Source organism: Paenibacillus sp. JT22N1 (assembly GCF_059692155.1).
In genome coordinates, this window is the sequence record NZ_JCAUAW010000005.1 from 239,895 (window position 1) to 259,448 (window position 19,554).

General features: G+C 40.7%; 16 protein-coding genes and 1 pseudogene. 14 read left to right on the forward strand and 3 right to left on the reverse strand.

Annotated elements, in window-relative coordinates:
* The first annotated feature begins 1 nt into the window (after position 1).
* The 6 genes from AC58UU_RS12195 (at position 2) to AC58UU_RS12220 (ending at position 5,386) form a co-directional block, all read left to right on the forward strand.
* Positions 2–1,216, forward strand: coding sequence for a DegT/DnrJ/EryC1/StrS family aminotransferase (locus AC58UU_RS12195; protein WP_497315913.1), 1,215 nt, complete (start codon positions 2–4; stop codon positions 1,214–1,216).
* A gap of 64 nt (positions 1,217–1,280) precedes the next feature.
* Positions 1,281–2,000, forward strand: coding sequence for an acyltransferase (locus tag AC58UU_RS12200; protein ID WP_497315915.1), 720 nt, complete (start codon positions 1,281–1,283; stop codon positions 1,998–2,000).
* 89 nt (positions 2,001–2,089) lie between these two features.
* Entirely contained in the window at positions 2,090–3,409 is a 1,320-nt protein-coding gene (locus AC58UU_RS12205) for a nucleotide sugar dehydrogenase (protein ID WP_497315917.1), read from the forward strand.
* A complete protein-coding gene (locus AC58UU_RS12210) occupies positions 3,409–4,434 on the forward strand; it encodes a Gfo/Idh/MocA family protein (RefSeq protein ID WP_497315919.1) in 1,026 nt (341 codons plus the stop codon). Before AC58UU_RS12205 ends, AC58UU_RS12210 begins: the two co-directional genes overlap by 1 nt.
* Positions 4,435–5,037: 603 nt before the next feature.
* The gene (locus AC58UU_RS12215) at positions 5,038–5,280 is read left to right on the forward strand and encodes a hypothetical protein (RefSeq protein WP_497316269.1); all 243 of its coding nucleotides are present in this window, start codon (positions 5,038–5,040) and stop codon (positions 5,278–5,280) included.
* Positions 5,201–5,386, forward strand: a complete 186-nt coding sequence (locus AC58UU_RS12220) for an ATP-binding protein (protein ID WP_497316241.1) — start codon at positions 5,201–5,203, stop codon at positions 5,384–5,386. Before AC58UU_RS12215 ends, AC58UU_RS12220 begins: the two co-directional genes overlap by 80 nt.
* A gap of 601 nt (positions 5,387–5,987) precedes the next feature.
* Here AC58UU_RS12220 and AC58UU_RS12225 read toward each other — a convergent pair.
* The 3 genes from AC58UU_RS12225 to galE all read right to left on the reverse strand — a co-directional run bounded on the left by AC58UU_RS12225 (position 5,988) and on the right by galE (position 10,837).
* A complete protein-coding gene (locus AC58UU_RS12225; RefSeq protein WP_497315921.1) occupies positions 5,988–7,007 on the reverse strand; it encodes a hypothetical protein in 1,020 nt (339 codons plus the stop codon).
* Between the two features lie 12 nt (positions 7,008–7,019).
* Entirely contained in the window at positions 7,020–8,480 is a 1,461-nt protein-coding gene (locus AC58UU_RS12230) for an MBOAT family O-acyltransferase (protein WP_497315923.1), read from the reverse strand.
* Between the two features lie 1,346 nt (positions 8,481–9,826).
* On the reverse strand, positions 9,827–10,837 hold the full coding sequence (gene galE / locus AC58UU_RS12235) for a UDP-glucose 4-epimerase GalE (protein ID WP_497315924.1): 1,011 nt from the start codon (positions 10,835–10,837) through the stop codon (positions 9,827–9,829).
* Positions 10,838–11,157: 320 nt separating this feature from the next.
* Here galE and AC58UU_RS12240 point away from each other — a divergent pair, with 320 nt between their 5' ends.
* The 8 genes and pseudogenes from AC58UU_RS12240 (at position 11,158) to AC58UU_RS12275 (ending at position 19,423) form a co-directional block, all read left to right on the forward strand.
* Positions 11,158–11,283 carry a hypothetical protein gene (locus AC58UU_RS12240; RefSeq protein WP_261302619.1) on the forward strand — a complete coding sequence of 42 codons (126 nt, stop codon included), beginning with the start codon at positions 11,158–11,160 and terminating at the stop codon, positions 11,281–11,283.
* A 181-nt stretch (positions 11,284–11,464) separates the two neighbouring features.
* A pseudogene (gene rfbC / locus AC58UU_RS12245) lies at positions 11,465–12,011 on the forward strand (dTDP-4-dehydrorhamnose 3,5-epimerase).
* A gap of 154 nt (positions 12,012–12,165) precedes the next feature.
* Positions 12,166–13,353 carry an outer membrane lipoprotein-sorting protein gene (locus AC58UU_RS12250; protein ID WP_497315926.1) on the forward strand — a complete coding sequence of 396 codons (1,188 nt, stop codon included), beginning with the start codon at positions 12,166–12,168 and terminating at the stop codon, positions 13,351–13,353.
* Between the two features lie 173 nt (positions 13,354–13,526).
* Positions 13,527–14,897: an SEC-C metal-binding domain-containing protein gene (locus AC58UU_RS12255; RefSeq protein WP_497315928.1), complete on the forward strand. Its 1,371-nt coding sequence runs from the start codon at positions 13,527–13,529 to the stop codon at positions 14,895–14,897.
* 81 nt (positions 14,898–14,978) lie between these two features.
* Positions 14,979–16,169, forward strand: coding sequence for an alanine racemase (alr, locus tag AC58UU_RS12260; RefSeq protein WP_497315930.1), 1,191 nt, complete (start codon positions 14,979–14,981; stop codon positions 16,167–16,169).
* A gap of 224 nt (positions 16,170–16,393) precedes the next feature.
* Positions 16,394–16,675 carry a CopG family ribbon-helix-helix protein gene (locus AC58UU_RS12265; protein WP_028553892.1) on the forward strand — a complete coding sequence of 94 codons (282 nt, stop codon included), beginning with the start codon at positions 16,394–16,396 and terminating at the stop codon, positions 16,673–16,675.
* 3 nt (positions 16,676–16,678) lie between these two features.
* On the forward strand, positions 16,679–17,029 hold the full coding sequence (locus AC58UU_RS12270; RefSeq protein ID WP_028553893.1) for a type II toxin-antitoxin system PemK/MazF family toxin: 351 nt from the start codon (positions 16,679–16,681) through the stop codon (positions 17,027–17,029).
* A gap of 135 nt (positions 17,030–17,164) precedes the next feature.
* Positions 17,165–19,423 carry a Tex family protein gene (locus tag AC58UU_RS12275; protein ID WP_497316243.1) on the forward strand — a complete coding sequence of 753 codons (2,259 nt, stop codon included), beginning with the start codon at positions 17,165–17,167 and terminating at the stop codon, positions 19,421–19,423.
* Positions 19,424–19,554: the final 131 nt, after the last annotated feature.

Consider the following 19,554-nt stretch of genomic DNA (forward strand, 5'->3'; position numbering starts at 1 on the left):
GATGGTGCAAGCCGTGAAAATACCATTGATTGATCTTAAAAGACAATACGAATCAATTAAATACGATGTAGATAAGAATGTATTGGATATTTTATCTTTAGCAAACTATATTATGGGTGAAAACGTTAAAAAGTTTGAAACGGAATTTGCCGATAACATAGGAGTTAAACATTCGATATCTGTAGCAAATGGTACGGATGCACTTGTAATTGCTTTAAAGGCACTTGGGATTGGAGAAGGAGATGAAGTTATTACTTCTCCTTTTACTTTTTTTGCTACAGCAGAAAGCATATCAGCAGTCGGGGCTGCTCCTATATTTGTAGATGTTAGACTGGATACATTTAATATCGATCCAAACAAAATAGAAGAAAAGATAACATCAAGAACAAAAGCGATTATGCCAGTTCATATCTTTGGTCAAAGTGCAGATATGGATCAGATAGTAGAAATAGCGGAAAAGTACAATTTAAAAGTGATTGAAGATGCATGTCAAGCAGTGGGCGGAGAGTATAAAGGAAGAAAAATAGGCTCTTTAGGTGATATAGCTTGCTTTTCATTTTTTCCCACCAAAAATCTTGGTTGCGCCGGAGACGGCGGAATGATTGTAACAAGTGATGATAATTTAGCAATAATATGCAAAGCATTAAGAACACATGGAAGTGGAGAAAATGGGAGAAAAGCATATAATCTATTAAATAATATAGTTGAAGAAGTGGAAGAAGATCTATTTACAGATAACACAGTATATAATCCTCTAAAATACTATAACTACTTAGTAGGACATAACTCGAGATTAGATGAAATTCAAGCTGCTATTCTAAGGGTAAAACTCCCGCTATTAGATAAATGGAACAATAAAAGAAAGGAACTTGCGAATTTCTATAATAGCCAATTAGGAAATACAGATTATGTTACTCCCTATGAGGAAGCCGATTTAAAACATGTATATCATATGTATATATTACAATCAGATAAAAAAGAAGATGTCATTAAATATTTAAAAGAAAAAGGAGTGGCAACGGGGGAATACTATCCTATTCCGCTTCATCTTCAAAAAGCCTATACCAATTTAGGGTATGAAGAAGGAATGCTTCCTAACGCAGAGTATTTATCGAAAAGAACTTTTGCAATTCCATTGTTTGCAGAATTAACTGAAGAAGAAAAAACATATATAGTAAAGACACTATTAGAGTTTGGTGAGTTAATATGTCGATAAATGAATTCTTAGACTCTAGATTAGAACCGATTAGTCCTGTGTTTTTGCAAAATGGAGGGTAAATATGGAAAAACATTCATGTTCAGGGAAAAATGTGGTGATTTGTGAAAATGTAACTTTAGGGGACAATGTTTGTATTGGAAATAATGTGGTTATTTACGAGGGGACATCAATTGGCGACAATGTGACGATACATGATAATTCTGTAATTGGTAAACAGCCTATGCGCGCTAAAAATTCTGCCTTAAAAACAAATAATCAAATAGTTCCCCCGACAAAGATAGGAAATGGATGCACTATAGGTACTTCATCAATCATTTACGCGGGTGCAACCCTTAAAGATGATGTTTTTATTGCTGATTTAGCAACTATTCGAGAACGAGTTATTATTGGTGAGAAAACTATTATAGGTCGTGGTGTAGCTATTGAAAACGATTGCGAAGTTGGGGTTAAATGTAAATTAGAGACGAACTGTTATATTACAGCATATTCCAAACTAGAAGACCATGTATTTATTGCACCATGTGTAGTAACTACTAATGATAATTATATGTCCAGGACCAAAGAAAGGTTTGATAAGTTCAAAGGGATTTTGGTCAAAAAAGGAGGAAGAATTGGGGCAAATGCAACAATTCTTCCTGGCAAAGTTATCGAAGAAGACGGAACAGTTGCTGCTGGAAGCGTAGTAACCAAAAATGTGATTCGTAATGAGTTGGTAGTTGGTGCACCTGCCAAGAAACTAAGAAATGTTCCCGTAGAACAATTACTTTCTAATCAAGAATGATCGTTTTTTTAGATAACTGGAACATCACATCATGTTATTAATGAGACAGTATGATGAACTATAAAAAATATTAAAAAATAGGAGATAATATGTCAATTAAGCAAACAATACTTAATAAAATATATAATAAGGATTTAATTGTTGGAGTAATTGGATTAGGTTATGTGGGGTTACCTCTTGCAGTCGAAAAAGCAAAAGCAGGGTATAAGACGATAGGATTTGATATACAAAAATCAAAAGTTGATATGGTAAATAGCGGGTACAATTATATCGGGGATGTAGTTGATTCAGATCTTAAAGAACTTGTTAACAAAGGGGACTTATCAGCAACTACCGATTTTTCATTCATTAAAGATGTTGATTTTATTGCTATTTGCGTACCTACTCCATTAGATAAATATCAACAGCCTGATATCAGCTATGTTAAGAATTCAGCTAAAGACATTTCAAAGTATCTTAAAAGAGGAACTGTGGTAGTGTTAGAGAGTACTACCTATCCAGGAACTACAGAAGAATTACTTCTTCCAATTTTAGAAGAAGGTTCGGGTTTGAAGTGTGGAGAAGATTTTTTTCTCGCGTTTTCACCTGAAAGAGTAGACCCAGGTAATTTAAAATTTAAGACGAAAAATACCCCTAAAGTTGTAGGAGGGGTAGGAAAAGATGCAACAGAGGTAGCAGCAGCTATATATAGGAATGTACTAGAAGGGGAGGTATTTGAAGTTTCATCACCTAAGGTAGCTGAAATGGAGAAAATTTTAGAAAATACTTACAGAAATATTAATATTGGCCTTGCTAATGAGATGGCTATTATTTGCCATAAGATGGGGATTGACGTCTGGGAAGTTATAGAAGCTGCTAAGACAAAACCTTTTGGCTTCCAAGCATTTTATCCGGGTCCAGGTCTTGGTGGGCATTGTATACCTTTAGATCCGTTTTATCTTACATGGAAGGCCAGAGAGTATGATTATCATACTAGATTAATTGAAACAGCTGGGGAAATAAATAATTATATGCCGGAGTATGTAGTTGAGAGATGTAGCAAGATACTCAATAGATTTAAGAAGCCCCTTAATGGATCAAAGATATTAATACTAGGAGTAGCATACAAACAGGATATCGATGACTATAGAGAAAGCGCAGCTTTAAAAGTTATTGAGAATTTTGAAAAAGAAGGATGTATAGTAGATTACTATGATCCACATGTATCTTCATATCGTTATAAAGGAAAAGCTAAAGAGAGCATAAGCGGACTTGCGCATGAAAATCTAGTGAAATATGACTTAGTTGTTGTTACCACTGCCCATACCAATGTTGATTATAATTTTGTACAAGCCAATTCAAACTACGTATTTGATACTAAAAATGCAATGAAAAACCTAAAAAATAGAGATAATTTAGAGGTACTATAATGATGAAATCAATGGGAAGACTTAAATTTGCTGTTCTAGGATGCGGAAGGATCAGTAGTAAACATATAGAAGCTTTGATTAATAACAAAGAAAATGCTGTTCTAGTTGCAGTATGCGATTTAGTAGAAGATAAAGCAATTGAAAGAAAAAGACAATATGAAGGTGCTACAGAAAAATCAGAGGTAAAAGTTTATACGGATTTCAAGGTAATGTTAAAGAATGAAGAGATTGATGTAGTAACCATTGCTACAGAAAGTGGTTATCATGCTATGCATGCAATAGATTGTATTAATAGTGATACGCATGTGCTTATAGAGAAACCTATGGCATTATCAATAAATGATGCTGACAATATTATTGCTCTGGCAAAAGAAAAAAATAAAAAAGTAGCTGTATGCCACCAAAATAGATTTAATCCTTCCATTCAAAAGTTAAGAAAAGCCCTCGAAGAAAAAAGATTCGGTAAACTTATCAATGGTACGGCTAGAATTTTATGGACAAGGGATGATAACTACTATAAACAAGCACCTTGGAGAGGAACTAAAGAACTTGATGGTGGAACATTGATGAATCAATGTATACACAATATAGATCTTCTTCAGTGGATGCTAGGTTCCGAAGTAGAAAGAATCCAGGCGGAAAGAGGTACCTTTTTAAGAAACATAGAGATGGAAGACTTTGGAGCTATTCTTATAAGATTTAAAAGTGGAACTATCGGCATTGTGGAAGGCAGTGCTTGTGTATATCCAAAGAACCTAGAAGAAACCTTAAGTATTTTTGGTGAAAAAGGTACCGTAGTTATTGGTGGTCTAGCTATTAATGAAATCAAAACATGGATATTTGCTGACGAAAGAGACTATGATAAAATAGATGAAAACTCTGAAGTAGACAGTGTGTATGGAAATGGACACACTCCACTTTATAAAGATTTTATTGATGCTATAAATAATAATATTGAGCCCTTAGTAAATGGGGAAGAAGGTAAGAAAGCATTAGAGATAATAATTAGAGCTTATGATTTCTAAGCATTATGGGAAACGGATTTCGCTTGCGATTGTAAAAGAGCTCGATGTATTCAAACAGTTGAGTATTTCGATGCGGCGGAGTCGCTGTGTTAATAAAATAGAGCCACCTCGGCAGAGGTGGCTACTTTAAATTGGTGTTGGTTACATTATTTGTTTTAGGCCTTTGAGCTTACGCATAGAATCCTTCGCCATCAATCAGAATTTCATAAGAAGTTTTGCACAATACGATCGAGGATGGCGTCCGCAATGATGCTCTCATTAATTTTATTATGCTAGTCGGTGGGAACGAATGAGATATGTTGCATCGGGTAGATTTCCGAATGACTCGCAACGTTATTGAAATCTTCTACAACAATTACCAAGTATGAAGCTGCATGGTACTCCTCAAGCTTGCCGACAAGTATGGAGTAGTTCGTCTCGAAGCGGCTTGTGCCAAAGCGTTATCCTACAAACCATGGGCCGAGCTTCCAGAGTATTAAAACGATCTTGGCTACCTGACAGGATCGGTTTGAAACTCAGCTCAGCCGGAAACAAAGGAACCATCACTCTCTTCTGAGAACCATGGATTCATCCGAAGTGTAGATTTTTACGGGCGGGGGAATCATGGCTTATGAACCTACCTTACGCAAACTATACGAAATGAGCATCGCAGCAATGGCGGATTCCTATCAAAATCAGTTATTAGATCCGAACTTCCAAACCCTTTCGTTTGAAGAACGCTTTGGACGAATTAAAGGAGAGCGAGGCCCGGGAGCTGCTCGAGATCGTGGAGGGCACGCCATCAAGAAGGGTCTACCATATTCTGCTCACAATTCGCTCCTGCCGGTTGGCACGGAAAATCGGTGAAAGCACATTGGCAGATGCAATTCTCGACCGAATAGTGCATTCATCCTACACGATCACGATCGAAGGCATGGACTCCATGCGTGAACGCAAAGGACTTATAAATTAACCATTCATACTTAATAAGGGGCTGCCGCGTACTGGTGGCTCCTACCTCTGGAAGGGTGGATCTATTGCATCGAAATATTCACGTAATACAGCGATGATCATGTAGAGATGACGACGAGAGCGCCTTCCACGCTGGGATTGTCCTTAGGCATTAGGACACGGGTTTAAATAACGGCAGTAGTGCCTCTGCCATTTCATGATAAGTCTTGTTGATTACCAGAGAATACCACGAAGACTTCTCCACACCGGTATTTAGGGTTCTTGACGGGATTTTGGCCACACCGCCAAAGTGGGAGAAAGCATGAATGTGTGCAGTAATCCAGCAATCTAGATTTCGTGAGAGGAATCCCTCAAAATACGCATACTGGCTGTTGGACAAGGCTACTACAAATACGTAGACAGGTAACAGCTCCCCGGAATCCTGTTTCTACAATAGCGGCTATGACCAGCCTAGTCAACTTCCATTTTCTCTCCGGCTTTTGGCTGAATGTCCATCGTTGCCTTCACCGTAAAAACCCGAAAGATGGGCACTTTTTCAAAGTGTCTATCTTTCGGGCCACAGTTCAACATAGGTAGGGTTTATCTGGTTCTTGACAATTTGATTATTTGAATGAACCAAGAAGTCTTGGATTCACTTCCAAATTAGTTTTATTTATTAATACTCCAAAATCATTTGGAATGTTATGATCGGCAAAATTAATAATCCTGTGAGCAATTAAAGAACCGGTTTCCGGGTAAAAGTGGTGTCCATCTTTATAATTTGATTGCTCTGAAGTGATGCTGTTTGGATAATTAAAATTGTATATTTGTCCAAATACGGTTACAGCATCTCGAATCCATTGTTCATAGTATGGTTGAAAGTCTTGCATAATAATTTCTTGTAGTCTAACCGTCTCAGGAGTAGTAAAAACAATAAAAGTCGAATTGGGATTATTTTTTTTGATCTGACTAAAAATATCTAACATGTTCTTATATTTATAATCTTTATATACCGTATCTCTATAGACTTTTACATCGGCAACAGCTCTTTCCTTGGATTGAACCTCAGATACTTTCTGTTGATGTTTGACCAACGTACGATCATAGTACTGTTCAGTCTCTACGTTCAAACTGTTTCTTAAGTTTTTATATGACTTCTTTAATGTATCAATGCTTATTAGATATTTATATTTATTTAGGTGATTGCTAGATTTAGCGAAATAAGATTGTGGATCTTCGTACGTCCCCTTTAAACTGTCATTAGTTCCAAAAAAATCAAGACCAATAACTATATAATTAAAATCACTCCCATTTTGGGACTTAGCATATTCAATGTACTCATTGTATTCCTCAGGACGCATACTACTTACTGAGTAATTGAATGAGCGATGTCCTATAAAGTCCAAGGAGTTAATAAAACTTGTCCTACTGCTTCCTATTATCAATGTGTCGTATTGCGAATCTCTAAATGAGATATAATTTGTTTTTTGAAGTCTTTCGTCAATAATTTCTTGCTTTTGGTTATACTTATTAGAAATGTTATTAGTCCATAATGGGTCTATAAAGTAATTAATCGTTATGATTGGTGTAAGCAACAAGAACACCAAAACTAAGAAAAGTTTATTCCATTTTTGCCAACTCATTTTAACCCCACCTTAGAATTGGAAATATATAAACTCTTTAATTCTATCTAAAAAAAGTAAAGGAATCCACAAAGCTACCACTACAAAAAATAACCACTTAAAATTCGGTTTGATATTAGCAGAAATATCAAATGTATTAGGTCCTAGATTTACCCAAATTAAAAGAGTTATAAGAACTAATATCTGAAATTTCCCATCCGGAAGATAAATTATATCGCCCAAATTCAGCATTTTGAGAGAGAACATACTATTAATTACGACAAATGCTTGATCAAATGTCTCAGCCCTAAAGAACACCCATGCGATAACCACAGATACAAACGTTATTACTCTTGAAGGTATTAAGGATACGGAATGACGTATGAATGGGAATCTGCTTAATGATGTCGCTGCCAACTCAATTTCTGATGCATTGACATTCGAAAACTTTTTTTTAATTTCTCTGTAACCGTGATTGATTACTAAATACATCCCATGCAGTGCACCCCAAACCACAAACGCCCACCCTGCGCCGTGCCATAAACCTCCCAATAACATTGTTATAAATAAATTAATATATCTTCTCGTTTTCCCATTACGATTTCCTCCCATGGGTATATACAAATAATTCTTTAAAAACGAGGATAACGTAATATGCCAACGTCTCCAAAAATCAATTATATTGTTCGCTTTATAAGGAGATAAAAAGTTGATTGGCAGTCTAATGTTAAATAACAATGCCAAACCAATAGCCATTTCTGAATATCCGGAGAAGTCAAAGTATAACTGTAAGGTATACGAAATTGCAGAACTCCATGCTTGAATCGTTGTCAATGTTGTTACACTATTAAAACCTGGAGTAACCCAAGTAGACAATGTATCAGCGATTACGATCTTCTTAAATAAACCTAACGAAAAGATAGTTATTCCTATTGCAACATTCTTGTTATCTACCTTAAATATACTGTTGTTTTCAAATTGGGGAATAACATCTTTATGGTGAACGATCGGACCAGCAATTAATTGTGGAAAAAAAACTACAAATAACATGTAATTAAGGAAATTATAATTCGAAACTTTAGCTTTATATGAGTCAACCAGAAAAGCAATCTTTTGAAAAGTAATGAATGATATACCTAGTGGAAGGATTATATTTAATGAATTTAAGTTCGTACCAAATGTGCTGTTAAAACTTGCTATGAAGAAATCTACATATTTAAAATAACCTAATAAAGCTAGATTAATAGATATGCCAATAATTAATAATAGTTTACTTCGATATTTGTATAATAACTTGCCAAAATTGTAATTAATTATCGTAATAGCTAGAAGTAAACCCAAGTACCTAAAGTCCCAGTAGGCATAAAATATTAAAGAAGAGAGTATTAAAGCAATTTTACAGTATGTAATTAATCTACTTTTAGAAAGAATGAAATATACAAAGAATGTTATAGGAAGAAATATAAAAATAAATTCAAAAGAGTTAAATAACATATTATCCCCCTTATTCAATGTGTATAAAATTAACATAATATTGTGTCATATGCAACAGCCAAAACGCATACTGGTCTTCCTTCTTTCCTTGTTCTTAACCGAACCATAACGATTTCACTTCTAATTAAACGTCAAATAGATGTCACATAGATGACATCTAAGCAGGGACTTCGATTCTTATAGCCTCGCGTAGCGTATTTGCAAACATTCCAATTTTTCCACTCGATAACGACCGGCTTGATGGACCTTTCATTACGATTGTTGTCATCCCCAATAGACGGGATGAGGATGCGAGGTGAGGTGCAGTAACGCAAGGAAAAAGGCATGTGGTAACGCTAATAGATTATCCAACTCGTTTACCATGGTATAATTGTGCGACATAAAACTATTCAACTGATGAGTCCATCATCTTCTGACAAAGCTTGCTTTACTCAAAGCATGGGTCATCTGAAGCATCTTTATTGCTTTCTTTTTGCGGCTGTACCTCCCCGCACTTACGAATTAACAATTCCATTCCCATATGCTTTACCTTGCTCGAAGATTAACAGTTCAATTGATATCAATAGTGCTAGTCCATTATCTTGGATTAGGTGGATTGGCATGGCACTTGGAACATTATTGTTTCCACCAATAAGTTAACCGACAAAGTTGAAACATATTGAAAGCTATAGATATTTATAGAAACTCTAAAATAAGAATTAATCAATTATTAGGAAAAGAATTAGCTATAAAATAACAAAATATTAATTACCTAATGAGCATCTTGGCAATATTGATTGAGGTGGAATATTGTACACAATGGCTATGTATTCAATCCAATGCCTAAGTCTATAAAATGCGTTAAGTCGTAGCAAATCACTGAACGGTTTAAAATGAATCCGTACGGTATAGCTGTAACAGATGGTTTTATAGAATTTTATCCACCTGAAAATCCCCAACATGTTTCACATTCAGCATTAAAAAAACGAAAAAACAACCGCATCAACCGGTGAAAGTACGTTGGCAGATGCTATCCTCCGACCGAATCGTACATTCATCCTACACTATCACAATTAAAGGCATGGACTCCATGCGTTAACGCAAAGGACTCATCAACTAAACATTATTTTTACGGGAGCTGCCGAATACAGGCGGCTCTGCCATCGGAAGGGTGGCTCAATTTTACCAGAGGACTGGCTCACTTATCACCGGAATGATGGCGCTATTGCATCGAAATATTCACTAGTTACTTACGTTGGGCGTAGACTGGAACGAATCTTGTTCAGCAAGCCCTAATATAGCTACTGAATAAAGAAAAGAGGCTGTCACCTTAGTAGCAAAAAACTACTATTGGGACAGCCCTTTGTTTACTCATAGCCATTTGGGTTGTTTACCTGCCATCGCCATGAAGATTCACACATTTCATTTATGTTTCTAGTGGCGTTCCAGCCCATTTCAACCAAAGCTTTATTGGTGTCTGCAAAACAAGTTGCTATATCGCCGGGTCTTCGTTCAACAACTTTATAGGGGATTTTCTTTCCAGAGGCTTTTTCAAAAGCCTCGATCATTTGAAGAACACTATGACCATTTCCGGTGCCTAGATTATAGATATGAAACCCGGTTGAAGAAACGATTTGCTTAAGAGAATTAATATGACCTAAAGCTAAATCCACAACATGGATGTAGTCTCTAACTCCTGTACCGTCAATTGTCGGATAATCATCTCCAAAAACCTGCAATTCATTCAACTTTCCAACTGCCACTTGAGTGATATAAGGCACAAGGTTGTTCGGTATTCCATTAGGATCCTCACCAATCTTTCCGCTGTGGTGAGCTCCGATTGGATTGAAATAACGGAGGATCGAAATGCTCCATTCATTATCAGATTTAAAAAGGTCTTCAAGTATCTGTTCAATTATATATTTAGTGCGTCCATAAGGATTTGTCGGTTGCAATGGGGCATTTTCAGTGATGGGAACTTTTTCAGGCATACCATAAACAGTAGCGGATGAGCTGAATACTAGTTTTTTGACACCTGCTTGCTGCATTGCATCGCACAACGTTAGTGTACTTGTGATGTTACTATGATAATATTTCAATGGATTTTGCACGGACTCGCCTACAGCTTTAAGACCAGCAAAATGGATAACTGCTTCAATCACATTCTCTTCAAATACGTTCTCAAGCATAGGTCTGTTTATTAAATCAAACTTGTAACATTTAAAATATTTTCCTGTAATCTCTTGAACACGTTTTAATGACTCAGCTTTACTATTTGCGTAGTTATCTACTACTATTATTTCATGTCCACTATTAATTAACTCCACACAAGTGTGGGTACCGATGTAGCCAGCTCCGCCGGTAACAAGAATTGCCATTTTGTTGAGCTCCTTATAAGATCTTATTATCTATATTTGATTATATCAAAAATAAGAGTTTGGGTCTCCACCTAACTTGCCCGTTAAGGAGTTTTCTTTCACCACTACTTGTCTGCATAATTGTACAACTCTCCACATAGACATGATATCAGTTGAATTAATTATTTCGATGAAGGGGATGAGCAACATCGGTGCTGAGCATTGTACAAGTCCTGACCGTGAGTTAGGTAGGTAAAATGTTCTAAATAATAAAGTCAGTATTTTTTTTGTAATTCTTCCCCATACTATGCTTATAATTATTATGCGGGGAGGTTATTTGTATGATCGATCATGAAGACGCTTACCAGGATGATCATTTGTCAGTTGGCAAAGGATTGATTGTTGGTGTTGTGTTCGGCTCCCTGATCTGGGCGGCCATTATAGCTGGTGTTGTGTATATGTGGTAAAACGTATTTCATAAATGAAGAGGCTGCTGAGGCTATTTATAGCTCCGAGCAGTCTCTTTTTTTGTTTTGAAAATGTCGGAACCTGGAAGATAAGGAGCTGGCTGCGGATATCTATTGATGGCACGAGCAGAGACAATTCCAAATAATCATGCATACGTTAGTTACAGAGGTGATCTAGCTGATGAATGTTATTACCACAAAGCTGCCAGGATTATTTATTATTGAGCCTGATGTTCATGGGGATCATCGGGGTTTTTTTATGGAAAGTTATCATCGCACGAAATTGGCGGATCATGGAATTGATATTCTCTTTGTTCAAGACAATCATTTTTTATCTGTAGAAACCGGAGTTTTACGGGGGCTTCATTATCAGTTGAATCCAAAAGCACAAACGAAGCTAGTTAGGGTTGTTTCAGGCGCTATTTATGATGTGGCTGTAGATATACGTAAAAAATCTTCTACATTCGGTCAATGGGTGAGTGTTCACTCTCAGTGCGGCAAATAATCGCCAGCTGCGTGTTCCTCAAGGATTGGCTCACGGGTTTTGTACGACTGAGCCCCAAACTCAAGTGTTATACAAGGTGGATGAGTATTACTCTCCTATTCATGATAGGGGAATCTTATGGAGTGACCCAGCTATTGGCATTGATTGGCCGACAGCTAATCCCATTTTATCGAATAAGGATCAGAAGCACCCATTGCTTGAAGATGCGGAGATCAATTTTTAGCAGCATTCAAATGAGCTCATTAATGGCTACTCCACTTGGAGTGGTCATTTTTGTTGCTTTATTTAGCCAAGCCCCAACTCGTCTGCATAATCGGCCAAGTCCCCTCATATGCATGTACTATGTTGATGTTAATCATGAGTGAGGGGATGATCGAATGCGCCGGGTCACATGGGTGGTAGCAGTGGTGATGTGCTTAGCATTGATTCTCGCGGGATGCGGGATGGGCAAGAAGGATGCAGGATCTATCGTAAAGGATTTGGATCATGTGATCAGCAAGTCGGGCAGCTATCAGGCTTCAGGGAGCATGATTTTGAACACGGGGCAGCAGCCGCAGGAGTATCAGGTGGAGGTCGCTTATTCACCGGATCACTTCTATCGTATTTCGCTTACGAATGCGGGGAAGGACGTGACGCAGATCGTGCTGCGTAATGAGGAGGGCGTGTTCGTACTTACGCCGCATCTCAAGAAGAGCTTCCGCTTCCAAAGCGATTGGCCGGAGAATCAGGGGCAGGTGTATTTGTTCCAATCTCTTGCGAAGAGCATAATTGCCGATAAGGATCGCCAATTTACAACGGATAATGATACGTATGTGTTCGATGTTGCAGCCAATTATCAAAATGAGCAGCTGTCACGCCAGAAAATTTGGCTGAATAAGAAGACTCTGGCGCCTAAGCAGGTTCAGGTGTCGGATGCGAATAAGAATGTGTTGGTTCAGGTGAATTTTACGAGTTTTGAATTCGATGCTAAGTTCGACAAGGACTATTTCCAAATGGAGCGCAATATGACCAGCTGGAATTTGAAGTCTTTACCTACGATGGCTGGCGTTGGCGTAACGGATGCGAATCACCCAGCAACGGGTGGTAAGTCTGTAACAGATAAGAATCTGTCAGCAACAGGCGGCCAATCCGATCAAGCTGCAGGCCAAGCTCAAGATGGGCAAAAGGCTGCAGCGACCAAAACAGGTACGGATACGACGAAGTCGACTGCCGCGGCAAGCAAAGCGCAGAGTATCGGTATCATCGAGCCGTCCTACCTACCGAAAGAAGTGGTTAAGCAGGATATCACGGATATGAAGCTTGGTGAGGACGCAGCGGTCCTTTTGAGATACAAAGGGAAGTACAACTTCAGTCTCATCGAGGTGAGACCACAGGCCAAATCGGTGTCCTTGCAGCCGGGTACGATTGTTGATCTTGGATTTACGATCGGCGTGCTTACGGGGGATGAGAAGAAGACGCTCACTTGGACGAATGACGGCGTAGAGTTCAGATTGTCAACAGGCGATTTGCCTACGAATGAAATGATCAAAGTTGCTATGGCAACTGAGGGGCAGTCTGGGAAATAAGAATGAATATTTAACGCAAAAATAAGCCAAAAAAGGGAAGTCCTGTGCGATTCGAGCAGGTGACTTTCCTTTTTTAGTCAATTCTTGTACAAGAAGATTTAACCAACTCCCCCGAAAGGGAGTTTTTTTGGTATAATGCAACTTTGGAGTAAATAGATAATGGAGTGTCTTTGATGAAAACAACTGGTGAGTTAACAATGGACGTGCAACAGCAATATTGGGAAAATGAGATTGCCCTATTCGGCAAGTATCTTGCGGAGGAAGGCAAATTAAAAGCAGATACGATTGACAAACATATGGATCGCATGCAATTTATGTCGACGGAGTACTTTGTCCGTTACACATTGGGTTATGAACAGCTGCAAAAAGAGACGATTGTTGATTTTCTTGGTCGTTTCTACATCAGCAATGTACTGAATAGCTCTAAGTCTGATATAAGTTCTTATTTACCTTCGATTAAAAAGTGGGTGCAGTTTCTCCTGCAATCTGAAAAGATTTCGGCTAAACAGTGTACTGAGGTATTAGATGTATGTAAGAATAAAGAGTTTTTCTTAGAGCGTTTTGAACAGTATATGGAGGCAAATAGTGATCAGGCCTTGGAAAATTGGCATAATTCAAATGATATTGAGGCTTATTTGACTCTTCAGGCGTCTGAATCCGTACCTATCGAGGTAGAGCAGAGACCTATTTTGGTAGATAAAAGTTTGCTTGAGCAATGGATGAATGAAAAGACAGCTGTACCTCAAATCGTTGCAGATTTTCAAATGTTTCTGGCTTTCTTGCAGGATGCCAAGAGTATTAAATTGACGCCTGCCAGACAACATTTGCCGCGAAAGTTTTGGAAAGAGCTCGATGAGAAGCTTGGCTGGGATCTTTTCCGGAAGCCGACTTTGAACCAGGATCAGGTGCCTTTGTTTCAATTCTTTTTCTATGCAGCTGAGTATCTTGGATTGATAACAGAGAGCAAACAGCAGTGTGTAGTTACGAATCAGGCAGCAAATTATCTCACATTAACAAATAAGGAACAGGCGGTCGTTCTAATAGATTCGCTTTGGAATAAGGTTGAGTGGGAACAACTGCAAGAAGCTATCGAGGGTGGTTATCCTGAGAGGATTCAGGCCTCAAGAAAGGCAATCGCAAGAATTTTATCAAGCTGGCCTATTGATCAGACACAGGATGTTGAAAATGAGTGGAAGCGCAACAGGCAAGCTGGGAAGCTTCCTGACGTGAGCACTGATGTATTTCTGCATTCCGTTGTTGCTGTGTTGGAACGTTTTGAACTGGTTAGTGCGAAATTTAGGCCGGAGTCTGAAATCAAGTATGCTTTTCAAAGAACGCCAGTTATCATGACGGTAAAAGATTCGGGTATGCGCGTTTTCGGCTATTTTGCTAATGAAAATGTTCATCCTAAGTTGAAGCCGGAGGTAGTTCGTGTCATCCATTCTACGAATGATCTAAAGGTTGTTTCTGGTAAAAATAAAATCGGACGCAATGATCCGTGCCCATGCGGGAGCGGGAAGAAATATAAAAAATGTTGTTTGTAGGCCTGCAAAAGTAAGGTTGACAGTTTTTCGTGATTAGGATTAACATAGGTTTACTGCAATGGATAAAAGAGGTGAACGCTGGTGGATGCTTTTTATCGTCCCACGTGGGTAGAAATTTCGTTAGATGCACTGCGAAGCAACATTGAAGGTTTTCAGAAGGTACTGCCGGCAGGAATGAAACAGATGGCAGTCGTTAAAGCTGATGCGTACGGACACGGGGCTGTTGAAGTATCCAAAGAGGCTCTTGACGCGGGTGTGGATTACTTGGGTGTGGCGTTTTTTGATGAAGCGTTGGAGCTAAGGAATGCAGGGATCACCGCACCTATTCTGGTACTTGGCTATACGCCTCCAGAAGGGGTTGATAGAGCGCGTGAACTCGATGTGACGATTGCTGTCTATAGTAGAGATGTTCTCGAAAAGCTTTGTTTTCAGGGGCAAATGAAAGACGGGGCGCTTCAAAAGAAGCTAAAGATCCATATCAAGCTGGATACTGGCATGGGGCGACTTGGTTTGCATACGGAAGAGGATGCTATTCCATTTATTGAGGAAGCGTTGACGCTGCCGAATGTGGAAGTTGAGGGTTTATTCACGCATTACGCGAATGCCGATGAAGTAGATAAGAGCTATACGATGGAGCAATATCGCCGTTTTGAGCGAATTGTGAGCTATTTTACGGATAAAGGTGTTAAGTTTCCTTATATACATGCAGGCAATAGCGCAGCGGCCATAGATTTGCCAGGTTTGACGTATTCAATGGTGCGTTTGGGGATTTCGATGTATGGCTTGTATCCTTCCGAGGATGTAGATCAAACGAAAATCGAGTTAAAGCCGGTACTAAGTCTCAAAACAGGGATTGTTCATCTTAAAACGCTGCCTCCAGGCTCTGGAGTTAGCTATGGCACGATTTATCACACCAAGGGCGACGAACAAATTGGGACACTGCCGATTGGTTATGCGGATGGGTATTCTCGGATGCTTTCGGGTAAAGCGGAGGTTCTTGTTCGGGGCAAAAGAGTGCCGATCGTCGGTAAAATTTGTATGGATCAATGTATGATCAATGTATCGGATATACCTGGTGTTCAGTCTCTGGACGAGGTTGTGGTGATCGGGGAGCAAGACGGAGAGCGCATTACGGCTGAAGATGTAGCTCGTCAGTTAGGTACTGTTAACTATGAAATTATTTGTATGATTTCACATCGTGTTGCGCGTGTGTATGTGCGTGACGGCAAACGTATAGATGCAATTAATCCTCTCATGCGGCATCGCTACTAAAAGTAAGTGCAAAAGTGCTGTATCAGATTAATTTACCATTTATTTTTTGTGCTGCATGGAGAGGATTTACCGAAATGCCTATCGAATACTATGTAAGTAGGAATGTTATATCCAAGTGTGTAACATATTTGATATACTGGGTGCATATATCTATTGTATAAATTGGTTTTTGGAAAGACATACTGGTAATATTGTCTTTGTATCGTTTCTGGGGGTGCGAAAGTGTGAGCAATGCGCATAATACGAAAAGGATCATGATTAGCTTGCCTGACAATCTGTTGCAAGAAGTGGACGGTATTGTCGAGAAGGAGAATTCTAATCGCAGCGAATTTATTCGCCAAGCAATGAAGCTGTATTTAATTGAACGTAAAAAGCGCAGTCTACGCGAATCCATGCAGCGTGGGTATATGGAGATGGCGAAAATAAATCTCAGCATGGCATCTGAAGCTTTTCAAGCGGAGGAAGAAGCGGACGGTACGCTTGATCGCTTAGTAAGCGGGGTGTAAGCAGTGATTGTCAAACGTGGTGATGTTTTTTTCGCAGATCTTTCGCCGGTTGTAGGGTCGGAGCAGGGAGGGGTTCGTCCTGTTCTAGTGATCCAAAATGATATCGGCAACCGCTTTAGCCCAACCGTGATTGTTGCAGCGATTACAGCTCAAATCCAGAAGGCGAAGCTTCCCACGCATGTTGAAATTGATGCGGAAACGCATGGTTTCGACCGAGATTCGGTAATTCTGCTTGAACAAATCAGAACGATCGATAAGCAACGGCTAACGGACAAAATTACGCATTTGGATGAAGAAACGATGCGCAAAGTTGACGATGCTTTGCAAATTAGTGTGGGACTGATAGAATTTTGAATAGGATCAGGAACGGACGAGGGTGATTGGTTCCCTCGTTTTTTGGTTTGTATACATACATAGGAATAAACATTAATAGAAGTGGGGGAACTGGCTGTGGCAAATGCGGAAGAGCTGAAGATAAAGGCTAATGAAATGGAAGAGCAAAAGTTGAGCGAGACTGAGGGAAAGAAGACAAAGGCTAGTGAGTATGAAGAGCCACGGGAGAAAGTACAGATCTCCGAAGAAAAGAAAGCAGAGATCCAGGAGCGTATCCTGAAGCAGATCTCTGCTGAATTGCAGCTGCCCGCTGGCAAAGTGAAGACAACGATGGGGCTGCTTGATGAGGGCAACACGATACCGTTCATCGCACGTTACCGCAAAGAGATGACAGGCGAGCTGGATGAGAACCAGCTGCGAGATATCGAGGATCGCTTGCAGTACTTGCGTAACCTAGAGGATCGTAAGATCGAGGTTGTTCGTTTGATTGATGAGCAGGGCAAGTTGACGGATGAGCTGCGCAAATCGATTGAAGGCGCTGCGAAGCTGCAGGAAATCGAGGATTTGTACAGACCGTTCCGTCAAAAGCGCAAAACGAGAGCGAGCGTCGCCAAAGAGCGCGGTCTTGAGCCGCTAGCGGAATGGATCTGGAAGCAGCCTCGTCAAGGCTCGCTGGAGCAAGAAGCTGCGCGTTATGTGAACGTGGACAAGCAGGTAGGAAGCGCCGCAGATGCGATTCAAGGCGCAATGGATATTCTTGCTGAGAATATCGCGGATGATGCTAAGATTCGAGCTTGGGTGCGTAGATATACGCATGATCAGGGGATTTTGCGTACTGAGGCAAAAGATGCAAAGGCTGAATCCGTATATGAGATGTACTATGCCTATCAAGAGCCTGTTAAACGTTTGCCGCCACACCGTATTCTCGCGATTAATCGTGGGGAGCGGGAGGAAGTCCTGAAGGTTGGTTTGGATGTTGCCGTCGATAAAATTCATGATTATATGGTTAGGCAGGTCGTAAAAGGCGATTCCGTTGTTCGTGAAGTGCTTCGCTCCGTTGTAGAGGATGCTTATAAAAGGTTACTCGCACCTTCTATTGAGCGCGAAGTACGTGGTGAAATGACCGAGATGGGCGAGGAGCAAGCGATTAAGATTTTCGCAGAAAATCTACGGAATCTGCTGCTCCAAGCCCCGGTCAAAGGGCACGTGGTACTGGGTGTCGATCCAGCTTACCGGACAGGCTGTAAGCTGGCCGTCATTGACGACACCGGTAAAATGCTTGAAATCGCCGTCACCTACCCGACGCCACCGAATAATAAGGTGGCGGAAGCGAAGGCGAAGTTCAAGCAGTTGATCAGCAAGCACGGCGTCGAGCTGATCGTTATCGGTAATGGGACGGCTTCCCGTGAAACGGAGCAGTTTGTTGCGGAGCTGATTGCCGAGATCAAGGAGCAGAAGCTCAAGTACTTGATCGTAAGCGAAGCGGGGGCGAGCGTGTACTCCGCGTCGAAGCTTGCGCAGACGGAGTTCCCGGAGCTCGACGTAGCCGAGCGCAGCGCGATCTCGATTGCGCGGAGGCTGCAGGACCCGCTCGCGGAGCTTGTGAAGATCGAGCCGAAGGCGATCGGCGTCGGGCAGTACCAGCATGACGTTTCGCAGAAACGTCTGGACGAGAACTTAAAGGCCGTCGTAGAGTCGGCCGTTAACCATGTCGGCGTGGACCTGAACACGGCGTCCCCGTCCTTGCTCTCGTACGTGTCGGGCGTGAACGCGACACTGGCGAAGAACATCGTCAAGTATCGCGAGGAGAACGGCAAGTTCAGCTCCCGACAGGAGCTGTCGAAGGTTCCGCGCCTTGGCGCGAAAACCTTCGAGCAGTGTGTCGGGTTCATGCGGATTTCGGGCGGCCGGAACCCGCTCGACAACACCCCGATCCATCCGGAGTCTTACGACGTGGTGGATCGACTGTTCAAGGAGCTGCGCCTGGAGTTGGCGCAGCTTGGCTCACAGCAGCTGCTAGCGCTGCTGCAGACGGTGGAGCCAGAGGAACTGGCTCCTAAGCTGGGCGTAGGTGTCCCGACGATGCGGGACATCTTAGACAGCCTGCAGCGGCCTGGGCGAGATCCGCGGGACGAAGTCCCTGCGCCGATCTTCCGCACCGATGTGCTGCAGCTTGAAGACCTTGTGCCGGGCATGGAATTGACCGGCACGGTGCGCAACGTTATCGACTTCGGTGCCTTCGTCGATATCGGCATTAAGAACGATGGGCTGGTACACATCTCCCAGCTCAAGAACGGCTTCGTGAAACACCCAATGGATGTAGTGTCCGTTGGGGACATCGTCCAAGTATGGGTGCTTAACGTAGACGAGAAAAAAGGTCGCGTTGGCTTGACCATGAAAAAGCCTCAGCAATAAGAATAACTAAGCAGTTGGTAGCGTTATGCTCCCAGCTGCTTTTTTTTTAGGTTGATCGCTGGCCGATTAGAGCCTCCAAAGGCTGCTATTCTTCTTGGTTTATTGCATATTCGATAAATAGAAGCTCCTAG